This window comes from Mycolicibacterium parafortuitum (assembly GCF_002086815.1).
Lineage (GTDB): Bacteria > Actinomycetota > Actinomycetes > Mycobacteriales > Mycobacteriaceae > Mycobacterium > Mycobacterium parafortuitum.
In genome coordinates this window covers 1-13,320 of the sequence record NZ_MVID01000035.1, presented here as the reverse complement: position 1 = coordinate 13,320, position 13,320 = coordinate 1, and the positions used below count along the sequence as shown (strand labels likewise).

Genomic DNA, 13,320 nt, shown 5'->3' with positions numbered 1-13,320 from the left:
ACACAACAGAAGCCCTCGCGTGGCCGCGTCAGCTAATCGACGCGCCCGGGGGCTTGAGGAGAATACGTGGCTGACAATGAGCAGAATCAAGATCCGAACCACGACCTCGCGGAAGCGCCTCAGCAGATAGCCGAGCCGCCCGTCGAAGCCCCCGCGGCTCCGACGCCCGAGAAGGTCAGGGTCCACTCGCTGGCCCGGGTGCTGGGCACCACGAGCCGACGGATCATCGACGCGCTCGTCGAACTCGACGGCCGCGCCCGCAGCGCGCACTCGACGGTCGGCCGCGAAGAGGCTGACCGGGTACGCGAGGTGCTGGCGGCCCCCGAGCCGGAGCCGGCCCCCACCGCGATCGCCACCGATGCGGTCGAGAGCCAGGCGGCCCCCGCCGAGGAACCGGTCACCGAAGCCCCCTCGGCCGAAGAGCCGGTCGCAGAAGCCCCCTCCGCCGAAGAGCCCGCAGCTCAGGCCCCCGCCGAGGAAGCAGCCGAGGCTCCCGCCGAGGAGGAGCCCGAATCCCGGCTCATCCTGGAGACCCCCGAGACCCGCACAGTCGCCGAACCCGCCGACTACCTGCCGCTGTTCGTCGCGCCGCAGCCCGTCCGCTTCGACGACCACGCCCACGACGACGACAGCGATGACGACGACGCCACCGACGGCGCCGACGACGACGCCGATGACGCCGATTCGGACTCCGACGACCAGTCCGGCCGGCCCGCCGCCAAACGCCGCCGCCGCGGACGCCGCGGACGCGGACGGGGCCGCGGTGAGCAGAACGGTGACGAGGCCGCCACCGATGCGGACACCGACGGCGACGCCGAGGCCGAGCAGTCGGGTAGTGAGGCCGCCGATGATCAGGACGACGACAACGGTGACGACGAGGGCACGTCCGGTGACGGCACCACCCGCCGGCGTCGGCGCAGGCGCCGCCGCAAGTCCGGTTCCGATGACGACGGCGACGCCAGCGGTTCTCCCGACGATCCGCCGAACACCGTCGTCCACGAGCGCGAACCCCGTAAATCGGGACGGTCGGACAAGGGCGACAAGAACGACGAGATCCAGGGCATCAGCGGTTCCACCCGCCTTGAGGCCAAGCGCCAGCGCCGCCGCGACGGACGCGACGCGGGCCGGCGTCGGCCACCGATCCTGTCCGAGGCCGAGTTCCTGGCCCGCCGCGAGGCCGTCGAACGCACGATGGTCATCCGCGACAAGGTGCGTACCGAGCCGCCGCACGAAGGCGCCCGCTACACCCAGATCGCGGTCCTCGAAGACGGCGTGGTCGTCGAGCACTTCGTGACCTCGCCGGCGTCGGCGTCCCTGGTCGGCAACATCTACCTCGGCATCGTGCAGAACGTGCTGCCCTCGATGGAGGCGGCGTTCGTCGACATCGGCCGCGGCCGCAACGGCGTGCTGTACGCCGGTGAGGTCAACTGGGAAGCCGCCGGCCTCGGCGGCGCCCAGCGCAAGATCGAACAGGCCCTCAAACCCGGTGACTACGTCGTGGTCCAGGTCAGCAAGGACCCCGTCGGACACAAGGGTGCCCGCCTGACCACCCAGGTGTCGCTGGCAGGCCGCTACCTGGTGTACGTGCCGGGCGCGTCGTCGACGGGGATCAGCCGCAAGCTGCCCGACACCGAACGGCAGCGCCTCAAGGAGATCCTCAAAGAGGTCGTCCCGTCCGATGCCGGCGTGATCATCCGCACCGCCTCCGAGGGCGTGAAGGAAGAGGACATCCGCACCGACGTCGAGCGGCTGCAGAAGCGGTGGAGTGAGATCGAGGCCAAGGCCGCCGAGGTCACCCAGAAGAAGGCCGGCGCCGCCGTCGCGCTCTACGAAGAGCCCGATGTGCTGGTCAAGGTCATCCGCGATCTGTTCAACGAGGACTTCTCCGGGCTGATCGTGTCGGGTGACGACGCGTGGAAGACCATCAGCGACTACGTCACCGCCGTCGCGCCCGAGCTGCTGCCCCGGATGACGAAGTACGAACCCGCGAGCCCGGACGGGCCCGACGTGTTCGCCGTGCACCGCATCGACGAACAGTTGGCCAAGGCGATGGACCGCAAGGTGTGGCTGCCGTCGGGCGGCACCCTGGTCATCGATCGCACCGAGGCCATGACGGTCATCGACGTCAACACCGGCAAGTTCACCGGTTCCGGGGGCAACCTGGAACAGACCGTCACGCGCAACAACCTCGAAGCCGCCGAGGAGACCGTCCGGCAGCTGCGGCTGCGCGACATCGGCGGCATCATCGTCATCGACTTCATCGACATGGTGCTCGAATCCAACCGGGATCTGGTGCTGCGCCGCCTCACCGAGGCGCTGGCCCGCGACCGCACTCGGCATCAGGTTTCGGAGGTGACGTCGCTCGGGTTGGTTCAGCTGACCAGGAAGCGGCTCGGCACCGGACTGATCGAGGCGTTCTCGACGACGTGCACGCACTGCGCAGGCCGCGGCATCGTGCTGCATGGCGATCCGATCGAGTCGGCGCAGAGCTCCGGCGGACGCAAGGCCGACTCCGGCAACAACAACGGCGGCGGTGGCGGTGGCGGCGGACGCCGCGGTAAGCGCGGCAAGCGCGGTGCCAAGGCCGAACCCGAGGTTCAGGTCACGAAGGTGCCCGCCCACCTGCCCGGTGACCACCCGATGTTCAAGGCGATGGCGGCGGCCAACGGCAAGGACGAGGACGGCGAGGACGGCGAGGACACCACGCCGACCGACGAGATCAACGAGCTCGACGACGACACGACGCCGGTGCCCACCGAAGACGAGTTCGGTGTCGAAGACGACTCTGACGACGAAGACGACTCTGACGACGAAGACGACTCGGACGAGGACGACTCCGACGACACCGACGAGATCGACCTCGACGACGATGAAGACGACGAGGACGACGACCTGGAAGATCTCGACGAGGACTCCGAAGACGACTCCGAAGACGACGAAGAGTACTCCGACGAGGACGAGGACTCCGAAGACGACGATGAGTACTCTGACGAGGACGACTCCGACGACGAGGACTCTGACGACGAGGACTCCGACGACGAGGATGACGACTCCGACGACGAGGATGAACCCATAGTCGCTGCTCCAGTGGGCAGGCAACGCAGGCGCGCGGCTGCGCGTCCGGCGGGCCCACCCACTCGCGACTGAGCGGTTTGACCCTCTACCCGCTGGTCACGTACCCTTGACCAGTTGTCTCCAGGGCCTGCCCACAGCCGGCCGGAGACGGGACGAGATCCCGCACCAAGACCCGCACGCACACCCCGGTGATGCGCGCCCGCACGCAGAGCAGAGGAAGACCTAGCGATGGCAGCCAAATCAGCCACGTACGCGATCGTCAAGACCGGTGGCAAGCAGTACAAGGTCGCGGCCGGCGACATCGTCAAGGTGGAGAAGCTTGACGCAGAGCCCGGCGCATCGGTCTCGCTGCCCGTCGCGCTGGTCGTCGACGGTGCGAACGTCACCACCGACGCCAAGGCGCTGGAGAAGGTCGCCGTCACCGGCGAGGTCCTCGAGCACACCAAGGGCCCGAAGATCCGTATCCACAAGTTCAAGAACAAGACCGGCTATCACAAGCGCCAGGGCCACCGTCAGCAGCTGACGGTGCTCAAGGTCACCGGCATCAAGTAACGACGGGAGCGAGCAGACATGGCACACAAGAAGGGCGCTTCCAGCTCACGTAACGGTCGCGATTCCAACGCGCAGCGCCTCGGCGTCAAGCGGTTCGGCGGCCAGATCGTGAAGGCCGGCGAGATCCTGGTCCGCCAGCGCGGCACTCACTTCCACCCCGGCGTCAACGTCGGCCGTGGCGGCGACGACACGCTGTTCGCCACCGCACCCGGCGCCGTTGAGTTCGGCACCAAGCGCGGTCGCAAGTACGTCAACATCGTCCGCGTCGCCCGTACCGACGCCTGAGGTCCTTGACGTCGAGATCGGCGTTTTGACCGGCCTTCACGCTTCGGGCGGCAAAACGTAGATTTCGTCATGGAAAGGATCACCGATGCCCCGGTTCGTCGACCGCGTCGTCATCCACGCGCGGGCGGGTAACGGCGGCAATGGCTGCGCGTCCGTCCACCGCGAGAAGTTCAAGCCTCTCGGTGGCCCCGACGGCGGCAATGGCGGTCGCGGCGGAAGTGTCATCTTCGTCGTCGACCCTCAGGTCCACACGCTGCTGGACTTCCATTTCCACCCGCACGTGGTGGCACCGTCGGGTAAGCAGGGCGCAGGCAGCAACCGCGACGGGGCCGCAGGCGCCGACCTCGAGGTGAAGGTTCCCGACGGCACCGTCGTCCTCGACGAGCACGGCCAGATCCTGGCCGACATGGTCGGCGCAGGTACCCGTTTCGAGGCCGCCGCAGGTGGCCGGGGCGGGCTCGGCAACGCGGCGTTGGCCTCCCGCGCGCGTAAGGCTCCCGGCTTCGCTCTGCTCGGCGAGCAGGGTGAGGTCCGCGATCTCACCCTCGAACTCAAGACGGTCGCCGACGTCGGCCTCGTCGGTTTTCCGTCGGCGGGTAAGTCTTCGCTGGTGTCGACGATCTCCGCGGCCAAGCCGAAGATCGCCGACTACCCGTTCACCACGCTGGCGCCCAACCTCGGCGTCGTGTCGGCGGGGGAGAACACCTTCACCGTCGCCGACGTGCCCGGGCTGATTCCCGGTGCGTCGCAAGGACGCGGCCTGGGCCTGGATTTCCTCCGCCACATCGAGCGGTGCGCCGTGCTGGTGCACGTCGTCGACTGCGCGACGCTGGAGCCCGGCCGCGACCCGATCTCGGACATCGAGGCGCTGGAGGCCGAACTGGCGGCCTACACCCCGACGCTGCAAGGCGATACGACGCTGGGCGATCTCGCCGAACGTCCACGCGCGGTGGTGCTCAACAAGATCGACGTGCCCGAGGCTCGCGAACTGGCCGATTTCGTCCGTGACGAGATCAAGGAGAAGTTCGGCTGGCCGGTCTTCGAGATCTCGACCGTGGCACGAGAAGGTCTGCGCGCGTTGACGTTCGCGCTGTGGGATATGGTCGCCGCCTACCGTGCCGCCCAGCCGGCGGCGGTGCCGCGCCGCCCGGTCATCCGGCCGGTCCCGGTGGACGACAGTGGTTTCAGCGTGCAGCCGGATGGGACGGGCGGATTCGTCGTCAAGGGCACCCGGCCGCAGCGCTGGGTGGCCCAGACGAACTTCGACAACGACGAGGCGGTCGGCTATCTCGCCGACCGGCTGGCCCGCCTCGGCGTCGAGGACGAACTGCTCAAGCAAGGCGCGCGGCCCGGATGTGCGGTGACGATCGGCGACATGACGTTCGACTGGGAGCCGCAGACGCCGGCCGGTGTCGACGGCCATCTGTCGGGCCGCGGTACCGACATCCGCCTCGAGCAGACCGACCGGATCGGGGCAGACGAGCGCAAGGCGGCACGGAAGGCGCGTCGGGAGTCGAGCGAGTGAACTCGGTCCACCGCGCGGCCATTCGCGATGCTCGTTCCGTGGTGGTCAAGATCGGCACCACCGCGCTGACCACCCCGGCCGGGGTGTTCGACACCGGCAGGCTGCAGCATCTCGCCGACGCCATCGAGGCGCGGATGAAGTCCGGCTCCGATGTGGTGATCGTGTCCTCGGGTGCGATCGCCGCGGGCATCGAGCCGCTCGGGCTGACCAAGCGACCCACCGATCTGGCCACCAAACAGGCGGCGGCCAGCGTGGGGCAGGTGGCGCTGGTGAACTCGTGGAGCGCCGCGTTCGGGCGATACGACCGCACCGTGGGCCAGGTGCTGCTCACCGCGCACGACATCTCGATGCGGGTTCAGCACACGAACGCCCAGCGCACCCTGGACCGGCTGCGGGCGCTGCACGCCGTGGCGATCGTCAACGAGAACGACACCGTCGCCACCAACGAGATCAGATTCGGTGACAACGACCGCCTTTCGGCGCTGGTGGCCCATCTGGTCGGCGCGGATGCCCTGATCCTGCTCAGCGACATCGACGGTCTCTACGACGGCGACCCGCGCAAGGCGTCCAAGGACAATCCGGCCCGGTTCATCCCCGAGGTCGCGGGCCCCGACGACCTGGACGGTGTCACCGCGGGCCGGGGAAGCAACCTGGGCACCGGCGGGATGGTCTCCAAACTGTCCTCGGCGCTCCTGGCGGCCGACGCCGGCGTCCCGGTGCTGCTGGCGGCCGCCTCCGACGCGGCGGCCGCTCTCGAAACCGCCTCTGTCGGAACGGTATTCGCGCCCCGTAAGGAGCGGATGTCGGCGCGGCGGTTCTGGGTGCGTTACGCCGCGGAGTCCTCAGGAGCGCTCACGCTCGACGCCGGTGCGGTGAAGGCGGTGGTTCAGCAACGGCGTTCGCTGCTTCCGGCCGGAATCACCTCGTTGTCGGGCCGCTTCTACGGCGGCGATGTGGTCGAGTTGCGCGACCAGGACGCCACCATGGTGGCCCGCGGGGTGGTCGCCTACGATGCCGCCGAGCTGGCCACCATGCTCGGCCGGTCCACCGCCGATCTGCCCGCCGAGATGCGCCGCCCCGCCGTGCACGCCGACGATCTCGTCGCGGTCTAGCGGCCAGCAGTCAGAGGCCGGCCTTCAGATACAGCGCGCCCCAGACCAATTCGGTCAGCACCCCGGCCAATTCGGCGTCGAACGACGTGGGCTTTGACGGCAGGTTCTGCTGGCAGGTGCGCTCGACCATCAACACCAGCACCTGGGCGGTCGTGTCCGGGGGCAGCTGCGGGCGGATCGCGCCGGCCTTCTGCCCGGCGACGATCACCGCCCTGAACCCGTCGCTGACCTCGGCGAGCAGGGACCGATAGGTGTCGCCGACCGCGGTGTCGTACGGCGCCATCTCGTTGAGCGCCACCAGCACGGGCTGATGTCGGCGGTAGGCGGCGATGATCGCCGTCATCGCGGAATGCACATCGGCGGGGTCGAGCCGGTCGGCGACCGACCACCAGCGCTGCGCGGCCTCGGTGAGATCGACGAAGACCTGGGTGGCCAGCCGGCGCAGCAGATGGCCCTTGTCCTCGAAGTAGATGTAGAAGCTCGCCCGCGAGATCCCCGCCTCGGTGGCCAGCCGGTCGACGCTGAGCTCGGTGATACTCGCCCCGTCGGCCATCAGCCGATCGGTGGCCTCGAGCAGCTTGCGTTCGATCTGCTCGCGCCGCTCCTGCCGACTGGCCTGCGGTTTTCTGGTGACCGAGGGCATCGCCCGAGCGTATCCGAAGCCTGACGCCATTGACTAGACATAGTGTCTAGTCGTATTGTCGCCGCCATGACTGTGACCACGCCCACACCAAGAGCCGATCCGTCGGGTCGGTCATACGACCCCATCGATCTGTCCTCGCGGGCGTTCTGGGCCACCACCGCCGCCGAGCGGGAACGCTCGTTCGCACAACTGCGCGCCGAGCGCCCGGTGAGCTGGCATCCGCCCGTCGAAGACTCGCTGATGCCCGATCCGGCCGACCCCGGCTTCTGGGCGGTCACCCGGCACGCCGACATCGTCGAGGTGAGCCGCAACAGCGAGGTGTTCCTGTCGGGCAAGGGCGTGCTGTTCGAGAACGTCCCCGAGGAACTGCTCGAGGCCAGCCAGTCGTTCCTGGCCATGGATCCGCCGCGGCACACGCTGATCCGCAAGGTCGTCCACGCCGCGTTCACCCCGCGTCAGGTCCGTCGCATCGAGGACTCGATCAAGGCGAACGCCCGCGACATCGTGGCCGAGTTGAGGGCGGCGGGAAGCGGTGTCGACTTCGTCAGCCACTGCGCCAAGGAGCTACCGGTGCGCACGCTGTCGGACATGGTCGGCATTCCCGCATCCGAACGGCACGCGGTCGCCGACGCTGCCGACGCGCTGGTCAGCTGGGGCGACGAGGAGTACCTCGCCGGCCGGAATCCGCTGGAGGTGCTGGTCTCCAGCCAGATGTACCTGCACCAGGTGGCGCTGAGTCTGGCCGCCGAACGCCGCGAGAACCCCGGTGACGACCTGTTCAGCGCGCTGGTGCACGCCGAGGTCGAAGGCGCCCGCCTGACCGACGCGGAGATCGCCGCATTCTTCGTGCTGCTCGCGGTAGCGGGCAACGACACCACCCGCCAGACCACCAGCCTCGGGATGAAGGCGCTCACCGATCACCCCGAGCAGCGCGCCTGGTTGACGGCGTCGTTCGAGGACCGGATCGGCGTCGCGGTCGAGGAGCTCATCCGGTGGGCGAGCCCGGTGATGACCTTCCGTCGCACGGCGGCAACCGATTACGTGCTCGGCGGCCGGCAGATCGCCGCGGGCGAGAAGGTGGTGATGTTCTACTCGTCGGGCAATCAGGACACCGCCGTGTTCGACCACCCCGAACGGTTCGATCTGGGCCGGGATCCAAACCCGCACATCGGTTTCGGTGGCGGTGGCAGGCACTTCTGCCTCGGCGCACACGTGGCCCGCGCGCAGCTGCGCGCGATCTTCGATGAACTGCTCACCCAAATCCCCGATCTGCAGGCCGGTGAACCGTCCTATGTGGCAGGCAATTTCATCCACGCAGTGCGTCGGATGCCCGTCACCTGGTGAGGCTGGCCCCGGCCGCGGGCAGCTCGTCGGCCAGCAGCGCCAGCATCGGCGAGCAGCCGTTGTCGATCTTCACCGTCGCGAGTTCGTCGCCGCGGGTCCGGCCGCGGTTGATGATCGCGACCGGAAGCCCGGCCGCAACCGCGTGCCGCACGAACCGGAAGCCCGAGTACACGGTCAGTGACGATCCGGCGACGAGAAGCGCGTCGGCGGCGTCGACGAGGGCGTAGGCGTCCTCGACGCGCTGCTTGGGCACGCTCTCGCCGAAGTAGACGATGTCGGGTTTGAGCATGCCGCCGCAGCGCGGGCAGTCCACGATCCGGAACGACGACGTGTCGGCGACGACCGCGTCGGCGTCAGGGGCGACCGCGATACCACCCAGTGCCGCCGCGCGGTCGGCGAAACCGGGGTTGGCCGCCTCCAGCATCTCGGCCAGCAGGGTGCGCGACATGGTGTACCCGCAGTCGAGGCAGATCACCTGGGCGTAGGTGCCGTGCAGGTTGACCACCACCTCGCTGCCGGCCTTGGTGTGCAGCAGATCGACGTTCTGGGTGATCACCCCGGTCACCACACCGGCGCGCTCGAGAGCGGCCAGCGCGCGGTGCCCGGCGTTGGGCAGCGTCTGGTCCATGTGCCGCCAGCCGAGATGGTTCCGTGCCCAGTAGCGTTGCCGGAACGCCGGATCCGAGGTGAACTGCCGGATGGTCATCGGGTTGCTCGGCGGGGAATCCGGCCCGCGGTAGTCGGGAATCCCGGAGTCGGTGGACATGCCCGCGCCGGTGAGCACCGCGATGCGCCGCCCCTGTAACAGCGAGACGAGTTCGGGTGCTTCCACGTAGTCGAATGTAGGCCACGGTCGGGGCGTGGTGGAGACGCGCTGGTCAGCGGTACCGGAGGGGGCATGTATAGCCGCGGCGGGTTCGGGCAACAATGAGGCATGGATTTCTATTCGGCCTACCGGCACGGATTCGTGCGGGTCGCCGCGTGCACCCATCACACCGCCCTCGCCGATCCCGCCGCGAACGCCGAGACGGTGCTGGCGCTTGCCCGCGAATGCGACGACGACAACGTCGCGCTCGCGGTCTTCCCTGAGCTCACGCTGTCCGGTTATTCGATCGAGGACATCGTGATGCAGGACGCGCTGCTCGAAGCCGTGCACGAGGCGGTGCTCGAGGTGGTCGCCGGATCTGTCGACCTGCTGCCGGTGCTGGTGGTCGGCGCGCCACTGCGCCACCGCCACCGGATCTACAACACCGCCGTCGTGATCCACCGCGGCCGGGTGCTCGGGGTGGTGCCGAAGTCCTACCTGCCGACCTACCGCGAGTTCTACGAGAAGCGGCAGATCGCGGCGGGTGACGACGAGCGCGGCGAGATCCGGCTCGGTGACGGCACCGTGCCGTTCGGGCCCGACCTGTTGTTCACCGCCGTCGACGTGCCGGCGTTCGTCCTGCACGTGGAGATCTGCGAGGACATGTTCGTCCCGGTGCCGCCCAGCGCCGAGGCCGCGCTGGCCGGTGCCACGGTGCTGGCGAATCTGTCCGGCAGTCCGATCACCATCGGTCGCGCCGAGGACCGCGCTCTGCTGGCGCGCTCGGCATCGTCGCGCTGCCTGGCCGCTTATGTCTACGCCGCCGCCGGCGAAGGGGAGTCGACGACCGACCTGGCCTGGGACGGGCAGACGATGATCTGGGAGAACGGGGTGTGTCTGGCGCAGTCCGAGCGCTTCCCGAAGGGACCGCGCCGTTCGACCGCGGACGTCGACCTGGAGCTGCTGCGCAACGAACGGGTGCGCATGGGCACCTTCGACGACAACCGCCGTCACCACTTGATCGACGAGGACTCGTTCCGTCGCATCGAGTTCCGGCTCGACCCGCCCGACGGCGACATCGGGCTGCTTCGCGAGGTCGAGCGCTTCCCGTTCGTGCCCGCCGACGAGGCCCGGCTGGAACAGGATTGCTTCGAGGCCTACAACATCCAGGTCTCAGGGCTCGAACAGCGGCTGCGCGCGCTGCACTTCCCGAAGATCGTCCTCGGCCTGTCCGGCGGTCTGGATTCCACGCACGCGCTGATCGTCGCGGCCAAGGCGATGGACCGGGAAGAGCGGCCCCGCAGCGACATTCTCGCGTTCACCATGCCCGGTTTCGCCACCGGCGACCGCACCAGGAACAACGCGACCCGGCTGGCCGAAGCGCTCGGAGTGACGTTCGAGACCATCGACATCAAGGCCACTGCCGAGTTGATGCTCTCCGAGATGGACCACCCGTTCTCCCGCGGTGAGAAGGTCTACGACGTCACCTTCGAGAACGTGCAGGCCGGTCTGCGCACCGACTACCTTTTCCGCCTGGCCAACCAGCGCGGCGGGATCGTGCTGGGCACCGGAGATCTGTCGGAGCTGGCGCTGGGCTGGTCGACCTACGGTGTCGGCGACCAGATGTCGCACTACAACGTCAACGGCGGGGTGCCGAAGACGTTGATCCAGCACCTGATCCGCTGGGTGATCTCGTCGAACCAGTTCGACGACACGGTCAACGACGTGCTGCAGTCGGTGCTGGACACCGAGATCAGCCCCGAGCTCGTTCCGGCCGGGGAGGACGAGGAGATCCAGAGCAGCGAGGGCAAGGTCGGGCCCTATGTGCTGCAGGACTTCTCACTGTTCCAGGTGCTGCGCTACGGATTCCGGCCGTCGAAGGTGGCATTCCTTGCCTGGCATGCGTGGAGCGACGCCGACCGCGGCGACTGGCCCGTCGGCGTCCCGCAGGAGAAGCGGCCGAGCTACTCGCTCAACGAGATCCGGCACTGGCTGCAGGTGTTCGCTCAGCGGTTCTACTCGTTCAGCCAGTTCAAACGGTCGGCGCTGCCCAACGGCCCCAAGGTGTCCGCGGGCGGATCGCTGTCGCCGCGCGGGGATTGGCGGGCGCCGTCGGACATGTCGGCGCGCATCTGGCTCGAGGAGATCGAACGCAGCATCCCTATCGAATAGGGGTGGTGCCGACCCGCGGCACGAAACGCCCTACGGTGGCGAGGTATTCGCGGTAGGCCGCACCGTGGACCTTCCGTAGGTACGGTTCCTCGACGGCCCGTACCTGCAGTTCGATCGTGACGAGCAACAGCGCGAAACCGACGATCGCGACGACGTTCGGCGTCACCAGCATGATCCCGAACCCGAAGATCAGCATTGCGGTGAAGATCGGGTTGCGCACGACCGCGAACACGCCGCGGTGCACCAGCGTCGTGGACTCGCTGTGGTCGACGCCGATGCGCCACGAGTCGCCCATGTCGATCTGCGCGTAGACGGTCGCCGCGATCCCGGCGACCGCGATCGCTGTTCCGGCCACCGGCACCCAGTTCGGGAGCGGCAGCGGTGCGACCAGTGCCACCCACTGCAGCGTGGGTGCCGCCACGCCGACGACGATCGCGGCGACGAACCCGACCCCGGCGAACCATTCGACCGATCCGGGCCGTCCGCTGATGCCCTTGAATCCGGTGGAGCCGGTCCTGCGGTGTTGCACCCAACTGCGCCAACCGAATCCGAGGGCTCCGAATACGACGAACAACGCGATCGCGACGACAGCCGCGGTAGACGGAGTCATCAGCAGCACGCGTTGTCGCCGGCGGCGGGGCAGCACGCCGGGTCCACGTCGAGCACCAGACCGACGAGGTCGGCGAGCGCATGGGCGATGCGGGGATCGGCGAGTTCGTAGCGGCTGCGTCTGCCCTCCGGGCTGACGGCGACCAGTCCGCAACCCCGCAGGCAGGCCAGATGGTTGGACAGGATCTGGCGCGACACCCCGATTCGGTCGGCCAGTTCGGACGGATAGCCCGGCCCGTCCCGAAGGATCAGCAGGATCTCCGCACGGGTCGGATCCGACAGGGCGGATCCGAAACGGGCCAGCGCGTCACGGCCGATGACTGTCTTCATGACCGAGACAGTACATCTGATTCTGTATTCAGGAAAGGCTGAACTATTCAGAGCCTGCCGTCGATGCGCAGATCCGGGTGCACCCAGGACGGCGAACGCCGCTCCTTGAACGCCAGGAAGCCTTCGATGGATTCGGGGGCGCCGAGGCTGGCCTGCATGCCGATGCGGTCGTAGAGGCCGATGTAGTCGTCGATGCTCGACTTGACCACCGTGCGCGCGCCGGGGGCGGTGCGGCAGCACTGCGCCAGCACCTCCCGGGCCGCGTCCTGGAGTTCGTCGTGCGTGACGACGCGGGCGATCATGCCCCAGTCGTGGGCTTCGGCGGCGGTCAGCGTGCGCCCGGTGAACATCAGGTCGCGGGTGCGCACCGGGCCGATCAACCGGGCCAGCATGTGGCTGTAGTACGTGTCGGCGATGCCGCGGTAAAGCTCGGGCACCCGGAACGTGGCACGCTCGCTGACGACGGCGATGTCGGCGCACAGCGCGATCTGCAGTCCGCCGCCCTGGCACAGGCCGTTGACCGCGGCGACGACCGGCTTGGCCGACTGGCGCAGCGTGTCGAAGGGCAGCGCGTCCATGCCGAGCGCGGGCCCGAACGTCATCCAGTTGTCGGCCCCGCCGCCGCCCATGTCGCCGCCGGGGGCGAACACGTCACCGGTGCCGGTGATCAGCAGCCCCGCGAGGTCCGGGTCGGCCTCGACGTGTTTGACCGCGTACTTGATGCCGAAGTACATCGCCGGGGTCATCGCGTTGCGGGCTTCGGGGCGGTCCAGCCGGCACACGCCGAACGGCCCTTCGCGGGTGAAGTGGAGGAAGGGGGTGCCGAGCCAGTCGCCTTCAGGGGGGCGGGCGGGAGAAGGCACAGGGG

12 protein-coding genes are annotated in these 13,320 nt (G+C 68.6%); 7 read left to right on the top strand and 5 right to left on the bottom strand.

The genetic code is table 11. From position 1 onward, the window contains the following. Nucleotides 1-66 precede the first annotated feature (66 nt). From rne to proB, 5 genes are all read left to right on the top strand, one after another. On the top strand, nt 67-3,147 hold the full coding sequence (rne, locus tag BST38_RS26185) for a ribonuclease E (protein ID WP_083146423.1): 3,081 nt from the start codon (nt 67-69) through the stop codon (nt 3,145-3,147). Between the two features lie 156 nt (nt 3,148-3,303). Further along, entirely contained in the window at nt 3,304-3,627 is a 324-nt protein-coding gene (rplU, locus tag BST38_RS26180; protein WP_083146422.1) for a 50S ribosomal protein L21, read from the top strand. Nucleotides 3,628-3,645: 18 nt separating this feature from the next. Next, a complete protein-coding gene (rpmA, locus tag BST38_RS26175; RefSeq protein WP_083146421.1) occupies nt 3,646-3,912 on the top strand; it encodes a 50S ribosomal protein L27 in 267 nt (88 codons plus the stop codon). 85 nt (nt 3,913-3,997) lie between these two features. Continuing rightward, nucleotides 3,998-5,437, top strand: coding sequence for a GTPase ObgE (gene obgE / locus BST38_RS26170; RefSeq protein ID WP_083146420.1), 1,440 nt, complete (start codon nt 3,998-4,000; stop codon nt 5,435-5,437). Beyond that, nucleotides 5,434-6,549: a glutamate 5-kinase gene (gene proB / locus BST38_RS26165; RefSeq protein ID WP_083146419.1), complete on the top strand. Its 1,116-nt coding sequence runs from the start codon at nt 5,434-5,436 to the stop codon at nt 6,547-6,549. Before obgE ends, proB begins: the two co-directional genes overlap by 4 nt. A gap of 10 nt (nt 6,550-6,559) precedes the next feature. Here proB and BST38_RS26160 read toward each other — a convergent pair whose 3' ends face one another. Beyond that, nucleotides 6,560-7,192: a TetR/AcrR family transcriptional regulator gene (locus BST38_RS26160; protein ID WP_083146418.1), complete on the bottom strand. Its 633-nt coding sequence runs from the start codon at nt 7,190-7,192 to the stop codon at nt 6,560-6,562. A gap of 66 nt (nt 7,193-7,258) precedes the next feature. Between BST38_RS26160 and BST38_RS26155 the strand changes: the two genes are divergently transcribed. Next, the gene (locus BST38_RS26155) at nt 7,259-8,536 is read left to right on the top strand and encodes a cytochrome P450 (protein ID WP_083146417.1); all 1,278 of its coding nucleotides are present in this window, start codon (nt 7,259-7,261) and stop codon (nt 8,534-8,536) included. On the opposite strand, the gene BST38_RS26150 is transcribed toward BST38_RS26155, so the two are convergent. Continuing rightward, complete coding sequence (locus BST38_RS26150) at nt 8,526-9,368, bottom strand: NAD-dependent protein deacetylase (protein ID WP_083146416.1); 843 nt, start codon at nt 9,366-9,368, stop codon at nt 8,526-8,528. The genes BST38_RS26155 and BST38_RS26150 overlap by 11 nt on opposite strands. A gap of 102 nt (nt 9,369-9,470) precedes the next feature. On the opposite strand from BST38_RS26150, the gene BST38_RS26145 reads away from it, so the two are divergent. Continuing rightward, complete coding sequence (locus tag BST38_RS26145; RefSeq protein ID WP_083146415.1) at nt 9,471-11,513, top strand: NAD(+) synthase; 2,043 nt, start codon at nt 9,471-9,473, stop codon at nt 11,511-11,513. On the opposite strand, the gene BST38_RS26140 is transcribed toward BST38_RS26145, so the two are convergent. The 3 genes from BST38_RS26140 to BST38_RS26130 are packed head-to-tail and all read right to left on the bottom strand — an operon-like array spanning nt 11,503 to nt 13,315. Beyond that, nucleotides 11,503-12,123: a methyltransferase family protein gene (locus tag BST38_RS26140; RefSeq protein ID WP_083146487.1), complete on the bottom strand. Its 621-nt coding sequence runs from the start codon at nt 12,121-12,123 to the stop codon at nt 11,503-11,505. The genes BST38_RS26145 and BST38_RS26140 overlap by 11 nt on opposite strands. Further along, nucleotides 12,123-12,452 (bottom strand): ArsR/SmtB family transcription factor, encoded by a 330-nt coding sequence (locus BST38_RS26135; RefSeq protein ID WP_083146414.1) that lies wholly within the window; start codon nt 12,450-12,452, stop codon nt 12,123-12,125. The genes BST38_RS26140 and BST38_RS26135 overlap by 1 nt, the downstream gene beginning before the upstream one ends. A gap of 47 nt (nt 12,453-12,499) precedes the next feature. After that, complete coding sequence (locus BST38_RS26130; RefSeq protein WP_083146413.1) at nt 12,500-13,315, bottom strand: enoyl-CoA hydratase/isomerase family protein; 816 nt, start codon at nt 13,313-13,315, stop codon at nt 12,500-12,502. Nucleotides 13,316-13,320 lie beyond the last annotated feature (5 nt).

Coding starts and splice junctions, on each gene's coding strand:
- rplU (WP_083146422.1), top strand. CDS start 3,304: ATGGCAGCCAAATCAGCCACGTACGCGATCGTCAAGACCGGTGGCAAG.
- rpmA (WP_083146421.1), top strand. CDS start 3,646: ATGGCACACAAGAAGGGCGCTTCCAGCTCACGTAACGGTCGCGATTCC.
- obgE (WP_083146420.1), top strand. CDS start 3,998: ATGCCCCGGTTCGTCGACCGCGTCGTCATCCACGCGCGGGCGGGTAAC.
- BST38_RS26160 (WP_083146418.1), bottom strand. CDS start 7,192: ATGCCCTCGGTCACCAGAAAACCGCAGGCCAGTCGGCAGGAGCGGCGC.
- BST38_RS26155 (WP_083146417.1), top strand. CDS start 7,259: ATGACTGTGACCACGCCCACACCAAGAGCCGATCCGTCGGGTCGGTCA.
- BST38_RS26145 (WP_083146415.1), top strand. CDS start 9,471: ATGGATTTCTATTCGGCCTACCGGCACGGATTCGTGCGGGTCGCCGCG.
- BST38_RS26140 (WP_083146487.1), bottom strand. CDS start 12,123: ATGACTCCGTCTACCGCGGCTGTCGTCGCGATCGCGTTGTTCGTCGTA.
- BST38_RS26135 (WP_083146414.1), bottom strand. CDS start 12,452: ATGAAGACAGTCATCGGCCGTGACGCGCTGGCCCGTTTCGGATCCGCC.